Below are 19722 nucleotides of genomic sequence, written 5' to 3' on the forward strand. Positions count from 1 at the left end.
CTATAGCTTATAGTTCGCAGCCGTCTTCGCGGTGCGGCCGGCACTATCGTTTCTCGTCGATTCGTTGACAAACGACGATTTTTCACTCTTTTCGTGAATTCAATTCATGGATTGCCGTATGCGCCGGATCCCGAGCTTTTCCGCTCTGCGGGCCTTCGAGGCGGCAGCCCGGCTCGGCAGCTTTGCGCGGGCGAGCGAGGAGCTGCACCTGACACCCTCCGCGGTGAGCCATCAGATCCGGGCGCTGGAGCGCTGGTTCGGGCGGCCTTTGTTCCGGCGGACGAACCGCCAGGTGACGCTCACCACCGACGGCCAGCGCCTGTTAGCCGGGCTCACGGATGCCTTCGACGCCATCGAGGCGGCCTGCACGGAGCTGAGCCCGCCGCCGCCCTCGTCGCTCGCCGTCCACTGCACGCCGAGCTTCGCCGCGAAGTGGCTCGGCCCGCGGCTACCCGTCTTCGTGGAAGCGCACCCCAGCATCGCCATTCGCCTCTCCACCAGCGCCGACCCGGTGGATCTCGGCCGGCACGAGGAGATCGACATCCTGATCGCCTACGGCCGGCCTCCGCGCGGGGCGGGCCTGACCGTGGAATCCCTCGGGCCGGAGGAGATCGCTGCCCTCTGCACGCCGGAGGTCGCCCGGGCGATCGGGCCGGTCGGGCCGGATACGGTCGAGCGCTTCACCCGGCTCGAATCCTCCGTCAGCCCAGTGCGGTGGCCGGAGTGGTTCGCCCGCAACGGCCTGTCGATGCCGGCAGCGGCGGCGGGGGCCGCCTTCGACCGGGGCTCGCTCGTGATCTCGGCCGCGGTCCAGGGGCTCGGGGTTGCGCTGGAGACCCTGCGGTTCGCACATGACGAACTCGGAGCCGGGCAGCTCGTACGGCTGGGGGCCGACCGGGTGGAGAACTTGTACCGGGACCTTCACTTCATCTGCTACCGCGAGCGGGACGGGGCGTTGGAGAGAATCCAGGCCTTCCGCCGCTGGCTGCTCGACGTGGAGACCGCGAGCCGGGCGGGGTGACGATCAGGGCTCTCTCAGCCAGAAGGCGTCGCCGGCAGCCTCGGCCTGCCGGGTCAGGAAGTCCGAGACCACGCGGACCCGCGGGTGGTCTTGGGTATCCGCGTGAGCGATGAGCCAATAGGCTCGGACGAGGCGCACGTCCTCGGGCAGGACGGATACGAGGTCCGGGCAAGTGCGCGCCAGGAAATACGGCAGGATCGCGAGACCCGCGTTCAGCACGATACTCTTGAGGGCCTCATGGGTGGACCGAATAGGACGCTCGAGCCGACGCCAATAAGGCCTGGAATGTCAGGGGAGCGGGCACTCAAGCCAGGTGACCGCGGCGGCCTGCTTCGCCATCGGGATGGATGTTTGCGGACCGGGCGTCAGTAAGCATCCCGCCCGGCTGGTGGATCTCACGGCCCGGAATAGCCGAGGGCCTCGGCCGCCTTGCGCAGACGCGCCCTTGCGGCGGCCGCGTACGCCAGACGCGTGGCCGCCGGATCCAATGGCTGGCCCGGGCTTACCGCGTCCTCGATCACGGACAGCTTGATCAGTATGGCCCCCAGATTGCCGCTCGCAGTCAGCTTGGCGATGCACGCCTCATCGGTCTCCTGGCCTTTCGGCTTCGTCAGCAACGCCACCATCCTGATCACTGGCTCGGCGAAGCCGGCGGTGCGCAGCTCGCCCGCAGTCACCGAGGTGTTCGCGATGACATCGTGCAGCCAGGCCGCCTGCGTGATCTCGTCGGGCACCGCCGGCAGACCCGTGTCTTGAGCGTGCTGGGCACGGAGTTCGGCAGCGAACGCGACCCGTTCCAAATGCTCGAAGACAGGCTGCCCGATCTCATCCACCTGGCCCACATGGTGCAGGCGGGCAAAGGCTTTGGCATCGGCGCTCGTCATCATGCTCGCCTCACGCGAACAGCCAGATCACCACTCTGCTGCCGACCCCGTCACGAGCGGCACCGCCGCCACGCCAAGCATCACGCGCATGGGGGCGCGGTTCGCAGAGGAACAGGCCGCGGGCTTCAAAATACGGCAATAAGTTCGCCGACGACATCACGGCCTTCGTGGACGAGGGGTCGGATGACCTGACGGACCAGACCAGCGCGACGCGCTACAGCCTGATGATTTTCAGCGCCCTCGGGATGATGGCGGGCCTGCTTGCGGCCGTGTTCATCGCCACCGTCGGCATCACCCATCCGCTCGGTCGCTTGGTCGCGGTCCTGCAGCGCATGGCGCAGGGGGAGATCGACGCCGAGATCAAGGAGGCGGCCCGCCGGGACGAGGTCGGGGCGGTCGGCAAGGCGGTCGAGGGCATCAAGGCGATGGTGGCCCGCAAGGCCGCCGCGGAGGCCGAGGTCAAGCGCCTGGCCGACGAGGCCGCGGCGGCCGAGCGCAAGCGCACCATGCTGGAACTCGCCGACGAGTTCGAGCGCGCGGTCGGGAGCATCGTCGGGACGGTCTCGTCCTCGGCCACCGAACTCCAGGCCACCGCCCAGACCATGACGTCGAGCGCCACCGAGACAGCCAGCCAGTCGACCACCGTGGCGGCCGCCGCCGAGCAGGCCTCCGCCAACGTCCAGACCGTGGCGGCCGCCGCCGAGGAGCTGGGCTCGTCGGTCCAGGAGATCGGCCGGCAGGTCCTCGGCCGCGGCTCAAGTGCTCAGCGCGGCGGACGAGCTGTCGCGCCAGTCCGAGCATCTTGGTGCGGAGGTGGCACGCTTCCTCGCGACCGTCCGAGCCGCCTGAGACTTGCTCGGGCTCCGATGCACACTCCTGGTGCCCGACTGCGGGAAAGCGGCCTGGTCGGGTGAGATGGAAAGCTCAGCCATTGGACCGTTCATCGCCAGCGCCGGTCAGCCTGAGGAATGCGTCACGGCCTAAGCCGTTTTTCCCGAAGGCAAAACCAGGCTGCCATGACCGGAACGATCATCCCACTGCGCTCCAAGGAGGATGAGAGCGCCGTCGTGGCACGGACGGACGAGCTCACCGCGGATCTGGTAGCGGCGCGGATCGAGACGCTCCTGAAGGTGCTGCGTCGGAGACGGACCGAGCTGAATGCCCAGATTGCGAGTCTGCAGAGCTTGCAGCCGAGTGCCAAGATCCAGCTCACCAAGCTCACAGCGGAGTTGGTCAGCCAGATGAGCGAAATCGTGGTTCATCTGAACCTGCTCGTCGGTCAGGCCGAGATGTTCGTCCGTGAGCTGACACGCGATGCCCCTCGGCTTGAACCTGAGTGAGATCAGCTGATCTCGATCACCTGAGCCTCGTCGAAGGCAGGATAGGAGAAGCGGGGACCGGCCAGGCGCACGTGCTGGCCTCGACGACGCTGAACCGGCACCTGACCTACGTGGCGACGACCCTGCACCGGGAGGCGGTGCGGCTTTACGCGGCGCGGGACGCGTTCGACGATACGCGCGGCGCTGGCGGCCGACCCGGAGGCGCAGGTTCAATCCGAGGCGAGGCCGGCATCCACGCCTTTCCTGGCGGCTGTGCATCTGGGTGAGGACGGCCCGGGGGTAGTGATCACCGCCCGTGCGGCCGCGATGAAGACGCTGGACCGGCTGCGAGCGGCTCTGGCGCAGACGATCGCCGGCATCGTCCAGGATCCCGCGCCGCTGCTGGCACCGATCCAGGTCGAGCTGCACCAGCCGGAGGCGTTGTTCGCCCTGCGCGCCGAAGCCCTGTTCGCCGCGCTGGAGCGGTTCGGCGGCTTGCCCGGCAGGAGCGGGCTACTCGCCTCCAGGACAGCCAAGCAGCAGCGCGACTGGGCCCTGCGGATACCGCCGGTGGCGCGCAGGGAGGCCGGCGAGCTGAAGGCGGGCCACGAGGCGCAGCTTGCCGCAGCGCGCCGCGACGCGCTGGAGTATCGTCAGCAGTTGCGTATCGCCCTGCCGGGTCTCAGTGCGCTGCAGAGGAGGCAATCGGCGCCGTGGCAAAGGCCAAACCTGGCACGCAGGATGCAGCTGTGGCGCGGGCGGTCGCCGATCCCGCGCTCTGGCCGAAGATCGAGGCGTTCGCGAAGGCGGCGGGGGAGCGGTTCGGGCGCAACGGCGCAATCGGGCATAAGCTGGAGCCGTAGCGGCCGCCCGGCCACGGCACGGTCACCCCGGAGCTGCGCTATGTGATGAACGGCGCTGGCATCCTCGCCCCCCGGCTGGCGCGCCGGGCGAAGCTCGGCGAGGAGCTGGTCCAGCGTCGCGAGCTGCGGCTCGGCCGAGAGCGGGGACTGTCCCTGTGAGGCGCGTCCGATCGGCCCAAAAACGACGCTCTCTTCTCGGTGGCAACTGATGCAGCTCTCCGATCGCCTCGCCCATCTGCCCGAGCGCAAGCAGCGCGAGCTGGGCCGCGTAGCGCGGATCCTGTTTGCGGCCTTCCAGTCAGCGCAGGCTGGCAAGTTGTCGGAGAAGCGCCGGGGCGGGCGGATCCTGAATCCGATCCTGTTCGGCTCCTACGCACGCGCCGCCTGTGTCGAGGATCACGCCAGCGGCTACCGTTCGGACTACGACCTGCTGGTGGTGGTCGACGGCGAGGCGTTTGCCGAGGGCTACGAGCCTTGGGAGCAGGTGGAGGCGCGGCTGCTGCAAGAGCTGACGGCGACGAAGGGCTTGGCCACGCCGGTCAACGTCATCGTGCACTGCTACCAGGATCTGAATGACCGTCTAGGTGTCGATGAAGGTCTGCTGGTAGATCCGCCCGACCCCCTTCATCGTGCCCACGTGAAAGGTGTCCTGCGCCCCACAATAGCCGAGACATTCGTTCTCGAATTCGCCGTGCGTCGGCTTACGGAACAGGGCGCGGCGCGTCGGCGGCCATGGCCTGTGTGGGCCTTCGCCGGGCGGGCAACCGGCACTGTAAGCCTTCCACCCGACCAACAACCTGTACGGCGCATGCAGGGCCGCCTGCAGGGCTGCCGGCCGTACCAGCCGCCCGGACGGTTCGGCCATTTTTGGCCAAACCTCCTGCTCCAGTGTTCCCAATGACTTAGCCGTTTCCTTGATCTGGACCAGTTCGAACCGAGCCGATTTCCTGTGTCCTGCCAGATGTTTGCCCCACTCAAGAAGCTCAGCCATTTTTGGCCAAGCCCTCGGCCATTTTTGGCCAAATCTCTCTACCCGTGGTCGAAGTAGAAGAGCGCCGAAGCAGCAAGTTGAAGCGATCCGCTCGCAAGATCATGCGCTTGCAAAGCCAAGCACACAACTCGCGCGTCCAAGCACAGTCTGGCACGAACACTGCCATAGGATCCCGTGCACGGCCGCAGCCGGCGGGATCCTCCCGCCCTCAACCCGGATGATCACGCGATCGACCCGGGCCGGCCGCACCGGGAGAGACCATGCCGACACCCGCCTATATCGCGATCGAGGGCTCGACCCAGGGCAACATCACCCAGGGCGCCTTCACCGAAGCCTCCGTGGGCAACATCTGGCAGGAGGGTCACGAGAACGAGATCCTCGTCCAGGCCATCGACCACCGCGTCACCATCCCGCGCGACCCCCAGTCCGGCCAGCCCTCGGGCCAGCGCGTCCACCTGCCGTTCAAGTTCACCGCGCCGCTGAACAAGGCCACGCCGCTGCTCTACAACGCGCTCACCTCGGGCGAGATGCTGACCAAGGTCGAGGTCAAGTGGTTCCGCACCAGCTCGGCCGGCAAGCAGGAGCACTTCTTCACCACACGGCTGATCGACGCGACCATCATCGACATCGACGCCCAGCTGCCGCACTGCCAGGACGCGCGCAACGCCGACTTCACCCAGCTGATCGCGGTCTCCCTGTCCTACCGCCGGATCGAGTGGGAGCACACGGTCGCCAGCACCTCCGGCGCCGACGACTGGCGCAGGCCCAAGGCCTGAGCCCAAAGGCCTGAGCGGCGGGGCCGTCGCGGTGCGAGCCTTGAGCCGGCCGCCCGGGCGTTCCCAGCCGGCTGGCCACGCTCACCCTCGGCCCGGTGCTCGGCCTGATCGGCCTGGCCGGCTTCGGCCGGCCGCGCTCCTGGCTCGGGCTGATCCTGGGCGCGGGGCTGGCCGCCTTCTGGCTGCACCGCTTCGTCCTCCACGTCCCGGGCGGCACCCCCTGAGCCGACCGACCACGCCAGACCGACCACCACCACCGACCAACGCCGGCCCGCCGCCTTCGAGGCTCCCCGATGATCGCCCTGCCCGCCGAGATCACCCAGCCGCTGAGCGCGCTCGAGCACGATTTCACCCTCGCGTTCAAGGCCGAGGGCCTGCCCGACGCCGAGCTCACGGCCACGGGCTTCCGCCTGGAGGAGGCGATCTCGACGCTGACCCGCGCCGAGATCGCGCTGGCCTCGCCTGACCCGGGCCTGGAGCTGACCGCCCTGCTCGACAAGCCCGCCCGGCTGACCGTGCTCGACCGCTACGGCCCGCCCCGCCACGTCCACGGCGTCGTCGCCCTGGCCGAGCGCGGCGACAGGGGCGCGCACCACACGCGCTACTCCGTCCTGGTGATGCCGGCGCTGCACCGCCTGCGCTTCGGCTCGGATTGCCGGATCTTCCAGGACAAGAGCGTGCCCGAGATCGTCGAGGCGGTGCTGAAGGAGAATGGCGTCACCGCCTCTCGCCTCGCGCTGACCGAGCCGCACGGGACGCGCGAGTACTGCGTGCAGTACCGGGAGACGCACCTCGCCTTCCTGGAGCGGCTCTTGGCCGAGGAGGGCATCGCCTACCACTTCGAGCACGCCGAGGGCGGCCACACGCTGGTGCTCACCGACGCCACCCGGCTCGCCCCGGACGCGCCGGGCGCCGAGGCGATCGAGTACAACGCGCTGCCGGGCGGGAGCGTGAAGGGCCCGCATGTCGGGCGGTTCACGTGGCGGGAGGTGGTGGCGCCCTCGGACGTGGTGCAGCGCGACCACTTCTTCCGCAACCCCGTGCACGACTTCGAGGCGCGCGCGCAGGCGTCTGCGCTCAACGGTCTGACGCGCCAGCTGGAGATGTACGACTACCCCGGGCGCTACAAGGCGGACGCGGTGGGGAAGGCGTTCACGCGCTACCGGCTGGAGGGTTTGCGCGACGAGGCGAGCCACGGGGAGGGCGCGGGCCGGTGCGCGCGGCTCGTGCCGGGGCACCGGTTCGCGCTGAGCGCGCACCCGGATCCTGCGCTGAACCGGCGGTTCCTGGTGGTGGCGGCCAGCCACGCCGGCAGCCAGCCGGGGGCGGTGGCGGGCGATGCCGGGGACGGGGGCGCGTACCTGACCACGAGCTTCCGGGTGATCCGGCACGACACGCCCTACCGTCCGGATGCGCCGACCAAGCCGCGGGTGGAGGGCCCGCAGATGGCGATCGTGACGGGTCCGGCGGGCGAGGAGATCCACTGCGACGCGTTCGGGCGGGTGACGGTGCGCTTCCCCTGGGACCGGTCGGGGCGGGCCGACGACACGGCCTCGTGCTGGATCCGGGTGAGCCAGGGCTGGGCGGGGGCGAGCTGGGGCCAGATGGCGCTGCCGCGGGTGGGCCAGCACGTGATCGTGGACTTCCTGGAGGGGGATCCCGACCAGCCGATCATCACGGGCCGGGCCTACAACGCGCGCGAGCCGGTGCCGTACCCGCTGCCTGAGCACAAGACGCGGATGACCATCCGGTCGAAGACCCACAAGGGCGAGGGGTTCAACGAGCTGCGCTTCGAGGACGCGCAGGGTCAGGAGGAGGTGTTCGTCCACGCCGAGAGGGACATGCGGGTGAAGGTGCGCCACGACCGGCGCAAGCGGGTCGACCGCGACCAGTCGGAGAGCGTGGGGCGCAACAAGGCGATCGATGTCGGCGGCAACCACGTCGAGACGATCGCGCAGAACAAGCAGCTCAGCGTGGCGATGACCATGAACCGCACGGTGGGCCTGACCTCGTCGGAAGAGGTCGGGCTGATGAAGACCACCGTCGTCGGGGTGAACCAGACCGTCACGGTGGGCCAGGACGCGCAGGTCACGGTCGGCGCGCAGCACGTGATCAATGTCGGCAAGGAGATGCTGATCAACGTCGGCGAGACATTCCAGCTCAAGGTCGGCAAGGCGATGCTGACCCTGGACAAGGACGGCCATGTCACGCTCACCGGCACGACCCTGACCACCGACTTCTCTGGTAAGATCAAGCATTCAGGCAAAACAATCGGTTTCAACTTTTGATATCGATTCAATTTCTACAGGCAAGCGTCCAAGATTTATAGTAATAATTATCTGCATTAATCCGGAAAATCGTAGCACCATTCGGTCTCTAAGCGCGATTATAATTAGGATCGGAAATGATGAAAGATTTTGATGGTGAAGATTTGGACTTCGCCCTTGAGCACGCAAGATTTAATCTTGATATAAACGAGATAACGAAAATCAGATCGCTTCTGAAGCTGGCAAGTTTCATTGAAATAGATTTAGACAGAGGCCAATTGATAATAAAAAACAGAGCTGGAAGCGCGAAAATCACAATCCGTGATGACGGCACTCTAAGGATCGAAGGAATTCGTATCACAACATCCGCCAGTGAATCGATAGTACTTGATGCCGCTGTGATTGGATTGAATTAATACCATGCGGGAGATCATCAATCGAACTCCGTTCTCGGCGGGCTGATATTTTGTTCGAAATGAAATTGGCCGAGAATTCTGGTGTATAGCTGTACGCGGTCGATTTTCAGCAAGATCTGAAGAACTCGCCGCCATCAGTGAGGCGCAATTGCCAATCAGCTTGCATCCTGACTACTCAGAACCGGATGCCGATGAACTGCTTGCCGATTCGAGTTTTTGTCCGTTCCGCCCAAAGCCTGATATCATTATCGAAGGCGAAGCAACCGCCGTTGATCGGCGGCCATTTTACACACAGGTCGTAAAATTTTCCTTTGGAGTTTTAAGTAAATCTGCCGTCGCCGTCTACCCTCGCCGTGTCGTAAAACGTGCCGGCAAATGGGAAACTGTCAATCGACTTGCCGTCTCGGCCGTTCCTCTGTCATGGCGCCTATCGCTGGGTGGTCGCGACCCCTATGCAACCGAGGAATCGATCTGTGAGTCCAATCCGATCGGAAAGGGTTGGTCGCAACATCTCGCCGATGCGGCTGATGCAGCGGAATTCGATCTCCCTCAAATCGAAAATCCGAACGCTCCGTTTCATCCCGATCACCCGATGCCTGCTCCTATCGGTTTTGGCTCGGTACATCCTTCTTGGCCAAGTCGGCTTGTTCATACCGGTACCTACGATGATGAATGGTCCAAACGACGGGCCCCGCTACCGCCGCTCGATTTCTCAAATATTTTTCATCAAGCCGCACCGCCGGATCAAGTCTATCCCGCAGAAATCAAAGGTGGCGAAATCGTTTGCATCGAAGGTCTGCATCGCGAAGGTAACTATAGATTCCGGATTCCGCAGGCCATCCTTGAGGCGCGGACTTGGATCGGACGGCGATCTGAAACACATCGGTTCCGGATTATATCGATCCACATCGAGGCAACGACCAAGCGTTTCGACATCACCTGGAACTCCTGCATCCCATGCCCGGAGGGCGACCATCTGGTGGAGCGCTCTCTGGTCGTCCTCCGGCAAATTGCAGGAGCTGTGCGGTGACGATCCGACGGGCATTTATCTATTCCGTTGGCGTCACCTGCCCGGCGGGACACACTTTCGCCGACACAATGGCGGCGTACGTCAATGGCGACACCTGTTTTGTGAAAGATCTAGGCGCCGTCAGCTCGGACGGCTCACCGCCAACCGTCGCACGGGTCTATCCGCTGGCCGACGTCCGCGATTACTCGAGACGCATGCAAGGATTGCTCCGCAGCGCACACGATGATTGTCTGAGTAAAATTTCTTTGTTGCAGACGATCAAGAGGTTTCCGCTGCTTCTGGTGCTTCCGCCGTGGATGCGCGGCCACCCAGTCGCCCATGGGCTGTCATCTCTGGCTGATAAAAATCCACTCGATCGCGTATCGTCTTTGCGGATCTTTTACGGAGAACATGCCGAAAGTCTTTACGCGATCCAGCTTGGCTGCATGGACATTGAGGAAAACCGCAGCGGAGGCATCTTCGTGGCTGCAGTCGATAGTCACTTGCATCCTTCGCGGCTCGACCGGCTCGCTGTCCAGCAGCAACTGCTGACGCGTCACACACCCTACGGCTTCATACCGGGCGAAGGGGCGGTCGTGCTGTTTCTCTGCGAACACAAACTGGCCCGTTTCCTGCGGCCGCTCGGCCGGCTTCAGGGGGTCGGATGGTTCAACGCACTGAAGACACCGCGGACTTCGTCCACCCCTGAAGCCATCCGTGGGCGGAGTCTCGCCACCGCGTATCAGCAAGCATTGACCTGCCTGCCGGACACGTCGACCCTCGGCCGATTGATCGTCGATCTGAACGGAGATCGCGGAAGAGCGGAGGAATTCGGCTTCGCCATCTCGGCCTCGGGGCCGAGGCTCGCCGGCTTTGCGGGCGATCCGGAGGCGCCCGCGACGTGTCTCGGTGATCTCGGGGCCGCCACGGGGCTGACCATGGCCGCGCTGGCGCTCGGCCCCCAGCCTGTTCGTCGCGGCCGCACGGAGATCGAGCCCGCGCGGCCCACAAGGCCTCCGCTGCTCCGCCAGGTGTCGTTCCTGTCGGCGTCGTCGCCCACAAGCGGATGCTGCTGCGCTGCGCTCCTCGAAAGTCCGCGCACGCCGATGCCGGATGCCGTGCGATGACAACGGAAACGATCGCCGTCAACGGCCTGACCCTGTGCCACAAGCACAGCGACGGGTTCGTGCGCTCGACGCTGCCCGATGTCTGCCTCACGCCTCCGAACCCCGTGCCGGTGCCCTACACCAACGTCGCCTTCGCGCGCGACCTGGACGGCGGCACCACGACCGTGTTCTCGCATGGCGGGGCGATGAACGGCCTCAAAGGATCGCGCTTCGCCAAGTCGACCGGTGACCAGCCGGGCTCGGCCGGCGGCGTGAAGTCCGGCACGCATCTGCACGAAGCGACCTGGCTGTCCTGGTCGCCGAACGTGTTCATGGAAGGCCGGCCGGTCACGCGCCTCACCGACAAGATGCTGCTCAACAAGGGCAACACGCTGTCGGCCGGTGGGTATTACACCGGCCCCGTCCAGGGCGCCGACCGGGCGGTGATGGACCGGCTCTGCTTCCATGCGTGCACCTGCAAGCAGGCGGGTACCGCGCGTCAAACTTGCGTCGAGCGCGCCATCATGGCCGACCCGACCAACATCCGCGACGCCGACAACGGATTATGGCCGGAGCTGACCTTCGGTCCAGGCGGCGGATTCGGCCGGACCGCGGACGGGATGCCGTCGCGCCGGCGTGGTCTGTCGGGCAACCGCCTCGATGTCACCCTCCTCGTCGATGGGGCTCCGGTGGCCGTCTACGAGATGAAGTTCAAGGGCGATCGCTTTCGCGAAGGCCAATTTGATCGATACAGCGACCAGGCTAACGATTTGGGCGCTCGCTTCCGGACGATCGACGTTGAAGAAAACTGTGTCTGCACCGACGATGACGGCGAAAAACAGCCTGTTACGGTCCCGAAGGAAGCGGCAAAGCCGGAGGAGCAGAGCTTTTTCCAGAAGCATCCGTATTGGGCGGTCGCCGGCGGTGCCGCGGCGGTGGTCGCGGCCGGGGCGGCGACATTCTACGTGGGCGGAGCCGGTGCGGCCGCAGCCCTGGCAGCCCTCGGCCTCGGCGGAGGCGCTGTAGCCGTAACACAATGAGATCTTGGGAGTGACGTGCGATGACCACATCGGAACAGGCAATCGACACCATCTTGGCCGCGTTCAAGGACCTCGGCGATCTCGACAAGCTGGCGGTGCTCAGCCCGCGCGGCTTTGTCAAGGTCCGCTTCGGCTTCGTCGTGTCGCTGTTCTTCCTCAACGGCAACACGCCCGAGAAGCGCCTCGCCTTCACGGAAGTCGTGCGCCACTACTACGGCCTGTTCGGCCAGGCCGTGACCCACTACCAGAAGATCCTCGCCGGGCGGCTGACGCCGATCGAGGACGCTTCGTTCCTCGATCACTACGAGCAGAACGCCACCCGGCCCGTCCTCGACGAGACCGAGGATCCCGACATCAATTTTTTCGGGCCGCACCTCTACGGCTATCCGGGCGGCGAGGAGAAGGACGAGCCGTCGCTCTACTACTGCGGAGGCTCGTGCCGGCCGCTCAACGACTGGTTCCCGGCCGGCTCGGTGTCATTCCTCGACGCCTACATCCCGGCCTCGTGGGTGGCGCAGCAGGGCTACCCGGCGCTGATCGACACGGTCCGGCACTGGTGCGGGCTGCTCCAGCCCATGCACGGCACGGCCGGGCTCGGCACCCTGTTCAACCAGGGAGACGACCGGCACATCAGCGGCCTCGTCGCCTTCCCGCTGATCAAGCGCTTCCCCGGCCTCGACTACAGCGACAGCCGCGTATGGTGCATCGTGAGTAAGGCCGACAACCGTGCCCTGCGGACGACCAACTGGCTGACCGTCCTCGACGCGGGCTTCGTGCGGCAGCTCGGGGGGCGGGACGCGCTGGAGCAGCGCCTCGGCCCGGCCTGCCCGATCCACGACTATGACGGCGGCGTGATCGTCCAAGCCGGACCGCAGCCGGAGCTGGGCGACGTCAACCACGGCAGGGTTCCCGAACACTACCGCACCGTCGCCCGCACGCTCGCACCCCTGCGCTTCGAGGCCTTCCGCCATCCCTGGCTTGAGGTGCCCGACCCGCTGGACGGCTTGGCCGAAACCCTCGTCTGGGTCCGCCGCCTCGATTGAGGGTGATGGTCTGTCTTGGATGAAGATTGTTGGCAAACGGAATAACCGCAGGAATGTGATTCCAGGGCTCGTGACACGAGTGCTGCATCCTGGGGCGCGCAAAATGATGCCGACAAGGACCTCGCCCTGTCGTTTGCCGACCTCGATACCCTGCTGCTGAAGGACGGCGGCCTGTTCCGACGCTTCACCCGCCAGGCGGACGGGGTCCGGCGCCTGGCCGCGATCGAGGACCGCAACGGCAACCGCATGACGGTCGCGCGCGACCCGCGCGGGCTGATCCCGCGGATCGACCACCCGGACGGCCTGAGCCTCGCCCTCGACAACGACGAAGCCGGCCGGCGCACCGGCATCACCCTGGTGGGCACCGACGGCGCGCGCTGCGACCTGCAGCACGTGCTCGACCCGCTCGGGCGCTCGTGGGTCTACGGCTACGACGAACGCGGCAACCTCGTCGCGGTGACCGACCCGCTGGGGCACCGCACCGACATCACCTACGACGCGGCTGGGCGCCTGTCGGGGATCCGCGACTATCGGGGCGAACTGACCCGGTTCGCCTGGGACGGGTTCGGGCGGGTGGTGGCGGTGGAGGATCCGCTCGGCGGGGTGATGCGCTTCGGCCACGACGGGCTGGACCGTCTGGAGCGGGTGGAGAACCAGCTCGGTCGCGCCTGGACGTTCGAGCGCGACGCGGCCGGTCGGGTGGTGGCCGAGACTGACTTCGACGGGCTGCGCACGACCTATGCGCACGACCGTGCCGGGCGTCCGACGGAGAAGCTGGCGGCGGACGGCACGCGCACTGTCTACGAGCACGACGCCTCGGGGCTGCTGACGCGGGAGAGCATGGCGGTGCCGGGGGCGGCCGAGCCTGCGGTGACGACCTTCGCCTATGACGGGGCGGTCCAGTTGGCGTAGCACCCGTGTCAGAAGGGCGAGGCAATCGCCTCGACGCTCCTCCGCCCGCTGGCGCTCAACAAGTTCAGTCTGCGGGACTCCCCAGCTTTCCCACTGAGCGCCGCGAGGGCCCGATCAGGCGACATGCCCTGCAACGGCAGGCCATCTACCGCTATCAGGCGATCACCCGGCTGAGCGCCCCAAATTTAAGAGCGCCTAGCAGAACCGCCTGATCTGGTTGAGGGTAATGAGGTTCGCGGCGAGGCTGGTGAAGGCCTCGCAGACGTCGCTGCGCCGCTCGTAGCGGATGGGCAGGCGGCGGGAGCGGTTGAACCCAGCATGCGTCCGTTCCACGACCCAGCGGTGGCGGCCGAGCCTCTCGCTGCTCTCGATGCCGCGCCGGGCGATGCGCGGCACGATCCCGCGCGCCCGGCACTCGTGTCGGCGCAGTTCAGCATCGTAGGCTTTGTCGGCGTGCAGCTTGTCGGGTCGCCGGCGCGGACGTCCGCGCCGACCGTTGCGCAGGGACGGGATGGCGTCGAGCGGCGTCGCCATCATCACGCTGTCGTGCCGGTTGGCCCCGCTCAGGCAGAGGCCAAGCGGCGTGCCGCGCGCGTCGGTGACGAGGTGGCGCTTCGTGCCCGGCTTGCCGCGGTCCGTCGGGTTCGCTCCGGTGGCAGAGCCCCCCTTTGGCCGGGACAGAGGCGCTATCCAGGCTCGCCCGGCTCCAGTCGACCTGCCTGGCCGCGTGCAAGCGCTCCAGCAGGACCTGATGCAGGCGCGCAAACGCCTGCCTCCTGCCAACCGCGCAGCCGCCGCCAGCAACTCTTCCCGCAGCCGCAGTCCATCTCGGCCGGCAGCATTTCCCAGGGCAGCCCCGAGCGCAGCACGAATAGAATGCCAGTCAGCACCGCCCGGTTCTCAGTCGGGCGGCGCCCACTTTTCGGACGCGGACGGGGTGGCGGCAGAAGCGGCGCGATCTCGGTCCAGAGATCATCGGGTCGAAGCGGACGAGCCATCAGAGCCAACGCCCGCCCGATCTGTGCCCGTTCTGTTAGGCGCTCTAAGCTCGACTTTGGCCATTCATGCGGCGTGGCAGAGGGCATAGGCCCAGGGCGCGGGCAAACGGAAGCGGGGTTTTGTTCGGGCGCGTCGGCGCGGTGATGTTGCCAAAGTCCGCTCGCGCCAGATCGCGCAGCGCACGGCGGCCAGAGCATCGGCGAAGGTCGGGCGCGGTTTGGGGTACCACGCGGCGGCCGCGATCCGTCGCCGTTGGCGGGCCGGGAGCCGTGCGGCCAGCAGCGTGACGATCGAGAACAGGGCGAGCAGGCAGGGTGTGGTGCGGGCAATCGCCGTGTCGGACCACTGCCGCTGCGTCTCGACGCCGAGATGAGCGCGCACTTCCTGGAAGGTGACCTCGACGGTCCAGCGCCGCACGAACCACCCCACGATCTGCGTGGGCTCGCGCGTCGGATCAGTGCAGAGCAGGGCCTGGGGCGGGAAGCGTGCCTTGGGATCGCGGATGAGTACCCAGCGGATCGGCACGACCGGCAGACCGCCGTGCCGCCACACCGCGGTGTCCGAGGCGATCTCGATCGTGCGCTCGCCCGCCCCGTACCAGCCCGGCACCACGACCGCGTGCCAGCGCGTGTCCTTGGCCGCGAGGGTCGCGGCGAGCGTCGGCCGCCGAGCGCCTTTGGTCCGCGGGCGCCCGATCGTGCCGGGTGGCCGCGGCGGGGCGGGATCGTAGAGAGCAGCATCCAGCCGCAGGCGGGTGATTGCCGTGATGCGGGCGCGGCGCATCGCGTCGAGGAACAGCAAGGCCGAGAAGCCGCTGTCGCCCACCACCACGAGGTCGCGTGCGCGCAGCCAGCGGCGGGCCTGGAGGGCAAGTTGGCGTCCGACGTCGAGCAACGGCTTGTGCCGACGGCCCCGGTCGCGACAGGCGCGCTCTGATGGCACCAGCGCGGTCAGGAACGGCAGCGCCCAGACGCGCCCCGCCCAGGGGATCGGGGCGAGCAACATCAGGCTCATCCAGCGCAGCCCGCTCGCCTTGACGAAGTGGCTGTCGGAGGAGCGAACCGGATCACGGTAGATGCCCTTGGCGGCGATCCGCTTGCCGCGGCGGCGCTCAATCGTGTCGTCCAGTCCCAGGACCACGGGGCCGCGTTGCGCGAACGCGTCGACGAGGAACCCGAGCAAAATGCGGCTGCCGCTGCGCGGGCACCACGCCGCCCGGTTGAGGATGCGGTGGGCGTTCACGAACCGCCGCTCCTGCGCGCGGCCCATGATGCGCAGGACACTCGCCACCGTGCGGCGGCCCGGCGTCAGGATCGCGCCGATCAGCAGAAGCTGAGCATGGCGCCACGAGCGGTGGACGAACAGCGGCGCGAACGCCAGGATGATCCCGGCGAAGCGGGTGGGCAGGTCCAGCATGGCGGTGTCTCTTGGCGGGGACGCCACCAGCCTATCCGTCACACCCGCTTCGTCACCTCACATCCTCGACGACCCGTCCGATTGGCCAAAGTCGAGCTAAGGCTTACTGCGCGTCACGCCACAGAGCAGTCATCTTCTGGAGAGCGGATTCTCCTCGGCTGAGCGCTGCTTGCTCATCTGGCAACGAGTAGAGGCATCGCCGTAGGATGCAATCCTGATCGTGGATGATCCAGCGCTAGCGCGACCGGTCCTCCGGGCAGGGCTCAACCTGCAGGGAGGGGGCCGCCAAGGCTTCCGCCGCCATCGTGATCTCCTTCGGCTTGCCTGTCTGCGCTCCCGTCCCCGACCGGCGGGCAGTCCGGGAACTGCATCCAGTGGGTGAACGCGTCGGTGCGGTAGCTGTGCTCGCACGAGGCGACGTGCCAAGGCGCTGCATCGCCGGCGTGGTGGGGATCCCAGCGGATGATGGCGCGCTGGTCTGGCTCGTCACGGTTGATGGCGATGATCCACCGCCCATCGTGCGGGGCCCGATCCATGGCTCTCCAAGTGTGCATGGCACCCTCCCGGCACGTCATCGTGTTCGACCGCCAGGAACGCTCGAGGCGCTGAAACCGTTCGTAATCCCTTCAGGCGCAGATCAGGACCAGGGCTTCGTTGCGCAGATCTTAGAATGCTCCGGTCTCCGTCACCGGTGGTGACACGCTTCCGGTCAAAGGGCGATTTACTCGTATGGATAAGCGCTGCCTCAGCGTGGCAGCAGGTACTTCAGCAGGGCAGCAACCGCCAGGATCAGGGCGGCGAGACAGAGCAGGCCAAAGACGGCCATGCCACCCATCGTCCAGCCCCCGTCACCGATCATGCCGTGCATCACCTCCTCGTCGCGAGCGTCTTGGCGGTGTTCTCCGACGAGGACATCCCCGGCCCAAGAGGCGCGATCATCAGTCCGGCCTCGACGCGTTGACGAGGGGTGCGGCCCGCTAAGTGTTCGATCTGGTTGCCGCCTGGGTCGTGGACTGGCTATGCAGGTCGCGGCCCGATCTCGTCGGCCTGCTCAGCGAACTCTCGATGCAGCCCAAATCGAGGCTTGAACACGTGGTGACATCGTCGGCCTGCAGCGCAAGTATCCGCGACCAAGCGTGAGCACAGGAGAACATTATCAATGAGCGGCGGGAGACATCGCGTTCATCAGGCACCCCAGTCCACGTCTGGATCGTACATGTCGCGTCGAGCCGCAATCCTTTCGGCTGTAGGTCTGCTCTCAACCTTTACGACCGTATAGTCCGTGGTTCAGGCGGAGGATGCAGCCATGAGTGCCAAGCTAGGATCATACGGCAATGGAACGCTCCCCGCGGGCATCCGGTCGCGCCTCCTACCGGGAATCAATGGCCTGACCGTTCACGTGCTGGAGGCCGGGTTCGAGCCGGCCGACCGGCCGCTCGTGATGCTTCTGCACGGCTTCCCGGAACTCGCCTACAGTTGGCGCAAGATCATGCTGCCGCTGGCGCAGGCCGGATTTCACGTCGTCGCCGCTGACCAGCGGGGTCACGGTCGGACGACCGGTTGGGACCCATCCTACGACGGGAGCACGCATCCCTTCGGCTTCCTGAACGTCGTCACCGATACCCTGGCTCTGGCTGCCACCCTCGGACGCAAACAGGTTGCCTGTGTGGTCGGCCACGATGCTGGCTCTCCCGCCGCGGCATGGTGCGCGCTCATCAGACCGGATGTCTTCCGCTCGGTCGTTATGATGAGCGCGCCGTTTGCGGGACCGCCCGCCCTTCCATGCAACGCCGGGGGCGCTCCCACTCTCTCGCCAGCGCAAAGCGACGATGCCCTCGATGCGCAGTTGGCCGCCCTGCCACGCCCGCGCAAGTTCTACCAGCGCTGGTACAGGACGCGGGAGGCCAACGACGACATGCTGCACGCGCCTCAAGGACTTCGTGCCTTCCTCCAAGCATACTATCATTCGAAGAGTGCCGACTGGAAGGACAACACTCCTCATCCGCTGAAATCCCGCTCGGCTGAGGATCTCGCGCAGCTTCCGACCTACTACATCATGGACCGGGACAAAGGCATGGCGGCGACGGTCGCCCCGGAGATGCCGTCCGAGGATCAAATCAAGTCCTGCGCGTGGCTGACAGACGCCGAACTGGACGTGTACGTGACGGAGTACGCGCGCACTGGCTTTCAGGGCGGCTTGCAGGGTTACCGCCGTTATACGGATGCCGAATGTGTGGGTGACCTCCGCCCCTTCGCCGGCCGCACCATCGACGTGCCGGCCTGCTTCATCTCGGGTAAGAGCGACTGGGGCGTCTATCAGACGCCGGGCGCGGTTGAGGCAATGCGCAACCGCGCCTGCGCGAACATGACCGACTTTCACCTCGTTGAAGGTGCCGGGCATTGGGTGCAGCAGGAACAGCCGGAGGAGGTCGCCCGCCTTCTCAGGGCGTTCATCCGCGATCACACCTGAGCCTGCGACGGGTCGAAACTCTCTGCGAATTGGCGGTGCGTTAACCAGCTTCGGTAGCCGCCGCTGTAAGCGGGGATGCTGACCGTCAGTCTCTCGTCATCGAGCGGTTGTAGGTGCGTCGCCTCTGTGCAACGAAGAGGCGTCCGTACAAGGCGATGCGGGAGAGCCCAGGCTGGCGTAATCCGGTCATGGCGTCGAGGAGCGACCGCCCCCGGGAGCTCTGAGGCACAATCTCATATCGTTGGATGATCTGGAGTGCGACGCGGCTCGCGTCACCGACAAGCTTAAGCTGCCATCATGGCGGCGAGATCGGCTTGCAGGCACCCGCGACAGAGGGGGGCGACCGGAATGCTTGGACGGGCATTTCGTAGCCTGTCCGTCGAGGGAGTGCAGCATGTTTCCGGACGATGATGAGTTCGAAGTCGTCGGACCAGATCGCGGCTGGGTTTACGAGCCGGCGCGCGCCGAAATCTTCAGGCAGTTCACGTCCCCGGTCTACACGACAGACGCGGAGGGCTGGCTGACCTACTACAACGATGCGGCAGCCGAATTGTGGGGGTACCGTCCCGATCTCGGCAAGACGCGCTGGTGCGGAAGCTGGCGCATCTACACGCCCGAAGGGACACTTCTCCCGCTCGACGCGTGCCCCATGGCTGTGGCGATCAAGGAAGGGCGGCCGGTGCGTGGTGTGCAGGCTGTTCTGGAGCAGCCGGATGGAACACGCATCCCGTTCATGCCGTACCCGACGCCGCTGCGCGACGCCTCAGGCACGCTGGTCGCAGCGTCCAACATTCTTCTCAAGATCACCAGCCTGAACGGATCTGATCCGATTGACCTTCCCGCCGATCAGTGGGCTGAGCCGATGCCGGAAGTGCAGGCAGGAGGAACCGACCTCGACGATCTGACTGGTTTGCTCCAGGCCACCTTGGCCGGGCTGGCTGATGTCGAGTTCAGCTACCAAATCGACTGCGAGCGCCTGGAAGGATGGTCCGGCTCCCTCGAAGAGAGAGACCGAGTTCTGCACCAACTTGAACAGCGGCGGCAGCGGCAGCGGGACACTCTGAACAAGCGAGTAGAGCAGCTACAGCAGCGCGCCAGGAAGGTCATGGCGCGAGTCCCGTCCGAATCAATGCAGCGGGCGACGCTCGCCTCAACAGGCAATGGCACGGTCCAGTGACCGCACTCACGCC

20 protein-coding genes and 2 pseudogenes are annotated in these 19722 nt (G+C 66.3%); 17 read left to right on the forward strand and 5 right to left on the reverse strand.

Going from position 1 to position 19722, the window contains the following annotated elements; all coding sequences use genetic code 11:
• The first annotated feature begins 118 nt into the window (after window positions 1-118).
• Window positions 119-1021 carry a LysR substrate-binding domain-containing protein gene (locus ACYCO6_RS07730; RefSeq protein ID WP_459770800.1) on the forward strand — a complete coding sequence of 301 codons (903 nt, stop codon included), beginning with the start codon at window positions 119-121 and terminating at the stop codon, window positions 1019-1021.
• A 3-nt stretch (window positions 1022-1024) separates the two neighbouring features.
• Here ACYCO6_RS07730 and ACYCO6_RS07735 read toward each other — a convergent pair whose 3' ends face one another.
• Complete coding sequence (locus ACYCO6_RS07735) at window positions 1025-1240, reverse strand: hypothetical protein (protein ID WP_459770802.1); 216 nt, start codon at window positions 1238-1240, stop codon at window positions 1025-1027.
• A gap of 176 nt (window positions 1241-1416) precedes the next feature.
• Entirely contained in the window at window positions 1417-1908 is a 492-nt protein-coding gene (locus ACYCO6_RS07740; RefSeq protein ID WP_459770804.1) for an HD domain-containing protein, read from the reverse strand.
• A gap of 248 nt (window positions 1909-2156) precedes the next feature.
• Here ACYCO6_RS07740 and ACYCO6_RS07745 point away from each other — a divergent pair.
• The 14 genes and pseudogenes from ACYCO6_RS07745 to ACYCO6_RS07810 form a co-directional block, all read left to right on the forward strand.
• A pseudogene (locus ACYCO6_RS07745) lies at window positions 2157-2672 on the forward strand (HAMP domain-containing protein); the annotation flags it as partial.
• Between the two features lie 249 nt (window positions 2673-2921).
• Entirely contained in the window at window positions 2922-3245 is a 324-nt protein-coding gene (locus ACYCO6_RS07750; protein WP_459770807.1) for a hypothetical protein, read from the forward strand.
• Window positions 3242-3511: a hypothetical protein gene (locus ACYCO6_RS07755; RefSeq protein WP_459773901.1), complete on the forward strand. Its 270-nt coding sequence runs from the start codon at window positions 3242-3244 to the stop codon at window positions 3509-3511. The genes ACYCO6_RS07750 and ACYCO6_RS07755 overlap by 4 nt, the downstream gene beginning before the upstream one ends.
• A gap of 16 nt (window positions 3512-3527) precedes the next feature.
• A complete protein-coding gene (locus tag ACYCO6_RS07760) occupies window positions 3528-4133 on the forward strand; it encodes a hypothetical protein (protein ID WP_459770809.1) in 606 nt (201 codons plus the stop codon).
• A 162-nt stretch (window positions 4134-4295) separates the two neighbouring features.
• Complete coding sequence (locus ACYCO6_RS07765; protein ID WP_459773903.1) at window positions 4296-4988, forward strand: nucleotidyltransferase domain-containing protein; 693 nt, start codon at window positions 4296-4298, stop codon at window positions 4986-4988.
• A 350-nt stretch (window positions 4989-5338) separates the two neighbouring features.
• Window positions 5339-5854 carry an Hcp family type VI secretion system effector gene (locus tag ACYCO6_RS07770; protein WP_459764523.1) on the forward strand — a complete coding sequence of 172 codons (516 nt, stop codon included), beginning with the start codon at window positions 5339-5341 and terminating at the stop codon, window positions 5852-5854.
• A gap of 95 nt (window positions 5855-5949) precedes the next feature.
• A complete protein-coding gene (locus ACYCO6_RS07775; protein WP_459770811.1) occupies window positions 5950-6078 on the forward strand; it encodes a hypothetical protein in 129 nt (42 codons plus the stop codon).
• 69 nt (window positions 6079-6147) lie between these two features.
• Window positions 6148-8142 (forward strand): type VI secretion system Vgr family protein, encoded by a 1995-nt coding sequence (locus ACYCO6_RS07780; RefSeq protein WP_459770813.1) that lies wholly within the window; start codon window positions 6148-6150, stop codon window positions 8140-8142.
• Between the two features lie 116 nt (window positions 8143-8258).
• The gene (locus tag ACYCO6_RS07785) at window positions 8259-8537 is read left to right on the forward strand and encodes a hypothetical protein (RefSeq protein WP_459770815.1); all 279 of its coding nucleotides are present in this window, start codon (window positions 8259-8261) and stop codon (window positions 8535-8537) included.
• A 64-nt stretch (window positions 8538-8601) separates the two neighbouring features.
• Window positions 8602-9567, forward strand: a complete 966-nt coding sequence (locus ACYCO6_RS07790; RefSeq protein WP_459773472.1) for a DUF2169 family type VI secretion system accessory protein — start codon at window positions 8602-8604, stop codon at window positions 9565-9567.
• Window positions 9564-10673 carry a hypothetical protein gene (locus ACYCO6_RS07795; protein ID WP_459770817.1) on the forward strand — a complete coding sequence of 370 codons (1110 nt, stop codon included), beginning with the start codon at window positions 9564-9566 and terminating at the stop codon, window positions 10671-10673. The genes ACYCO6_RS07790 and ACYCO6_RS07795 overlap by 4 nt, the downstream gene beginning before the upstream one ends.
• Window positions 10613-11692, forward strand: coding sequence for a PAAR-like domain-containing protein (locus ACYCO6_RS07800; protein ID WP_459770818.1), 1080 nt, complete (start codon window positions 10613-10615; stop codon window positions 11690-11692). The genes ACYCO6_RS07795 and ACYCO6_RS07800 overlap by 61 nt, the downstream gene beginning before the upstream one ends.
• Before the next feature lie 20 nt (window positions 11693-11712).
• Complete coding sequence (locus ACYCO6_RS07805; protein WP_459770821.1) at window positions 11713-12735, forward strand: type VI immunity family protein; 1023 nt, start codon at window positions 11713-11715, stop codon at window positions 12733-12735.
• Between the two features lie 246 nt (window positions 12736-12981).
• Window positions 12982-13647, forward strand: a complete 666-nt coding sequence (locus ACYCO6_RS07810) for a hypothetical protein (RefSeq protein WP_459770822.1) — start codon at window positions 12982-12984, stop codon at window positions 13645-13647.
• Window positions 13648-13842: 195 nt separating this feature from the next.
• Here ACYCO6_RS07810 and ACYCO6_RS07815 read toward each other — a convergent pair.
• The 3 genes and pseudogenes from ACYCO6_RS07815 to ACYCO6_RS07825 form a co-directional block, all read right to left on the reverse strand.
• Window positions 13843-14645, reverse strand: a pseudogene (locus ACYCO6_RS07815) (IS5 family transposase).
• Between the two features lie 64 nt (window positions 14646-14709).
• Window positions 14710-16062, reverse strand: coding sequence for an IS701 family transposase (locus ACYCO6_RS07820; RefSeq protein WP_459763495.1), 1353 nt, complete (start codon window positions 16060-16062; stop codon window positions 14710-14712).
• 745 nt (window positions 16063-16807) lie between these two features.
• Window positions 16808-16930, reverse strand: coding sequence for a hypothetical protein (locus ACYCO6_RS07825; RefSeq protein ID WP_459770824.1), 123 nt, complete (start codon window positions 16928-16930; stop codon window positions 16808-16810).
• 438 nt (window positions 16931-17368) lie between these two features.
• On the opposite strand from ACYCO6_RS07825, the gene ACYCO6_RS07830 reads away from it, so the two are divergent.
• Both ACYCO6_RS07830 and ACYCO6_RS07835 read left to right on the forward strand, forming a co-directional pair.
• A complete protein-coding gene (locus tag ACYCO6_RS07830; protein ID WP_459773474.1) occupies window positions 17369-18532 on the forward strand; it encodes an alpha/beta fold hydrolase in 1164 nt (387 codons plus the stop codon).
• A 394-nt stretch (window positions 18533-18926) separates the two neighbouring features.
• The gene (locus ACYCO6_RS07835; RefSeq protein ID WP_459770826.1) at window positions 18927-19709 is read left to right on the forward strand and encodes a histidine kinase; all 783 of its coding nucleotides are present in this window, start codon (window positions 18927-18929) and stop codon (window positions 19707-19709) included.
• Window positions 19710-19722 lie beyond the last annotated feature (13 nt).

The sequence above is a fragment of the Methylobacterium sp. CM6257 genome, from assembly GCF_054611515.1.

Coding starts and splice junctions, on each gene's coding strand:
- ACYCO6_RS07765 (WP_459773903.1), top strand. CDS start 4,296: ATGCAGCTCTCCGATCGCCTCGCCCATCTGCCCGAGCGCAAGCAGCGC.
- ACYCO6_RS07750 (WP_459770807.1), top strand. CDS start 2,922: ATGACCGGAACGATCATCCCACTGCGCTCCAAGGAGGATGAGAGCGCC.
- ACYCO6_RS07800 (WP_459770818.1), top strand. CDS start 10,613: ATGCTGCTGCGCTGCGCTCCTCGAAAGTCCGCGCACGCCGATGCCGGA.
- ACYCO6_RS07835 (WP_459770826.1), top strand. CDS start 18,927: ATGTTTCCGGACGATGATGAGTTCGAAGTCGTCGGACCAGATCGCGGC.
- ACYCO6_RS07780 (WP_459770813.1), top strand. CDS start 6,148: ATGATCGCCCTGCCCGCCGAGATCACCCAGCCGCTGAGCGCGCTCGAG.
- ACYCO6_RS07825 (WP_459770824.1), bottom strand. CDS start 16,930: ATGCACGGCATGATCGGTGACGGGGGCTGGACGATGGGTGGCATGGCC.
- ACYCO6_RS07740 (WP_459770804.1), bottom strand. CDS start 1,908: ATGATGACGAGCGCCGATGCCAAAGCCTTTGCCCGCCTGCACCATGTG.
- ACYCO6_RS07785 (WP_459770815.1), top strand. CDS start 8,259: ATGATGAAAGATTTTGATGGTGAAGATTTGGACTTCGCCCTTGAGCAC.
- ACYCO6_RS07830 (WP_459773474.1), top strand. CDS start 17,369: ATGAGTGCCAAGCTAGGATCATACGGCAATGGAACGCTCCCCGCGGGC.
- ACYCO6_RS07820 (WP_459763495.1), bottom strand. CDS start 16,062: ATGCTGGACCTGCCCACCCGCTTCGCCGGGATCATCCTGGCGTTCGCG.
- ACYCO6_RS07770 (WP_459764523.1), top strand. CDS start 5,339: ATGCCGACACCCGCCTATATCGCGATCGAGGGCTCGACCCAGGGCAAC.
- ACYCO6_RS07805 (WP_459770821.1), top strand. CDS start 11,713: ATGACCACATCGGAACAGGCAATCGACACCATCTTGGCCGCGTTCAAG.
- ACYCO6_RS07730 (WP_459770800.1), top strand. CDS start 119: ATGCGCCGGATCCCGAGCTTTTCCGCTCTGCGGGCCTTCGAGGCGGCA.
- ACYCO6_RS07810 (WP_459770822.1), top strand. CDS start 12,982: ATGACGGTCGCGCGCGACCCGCGCGGGCTGATCCCGCGGATCGACCAC.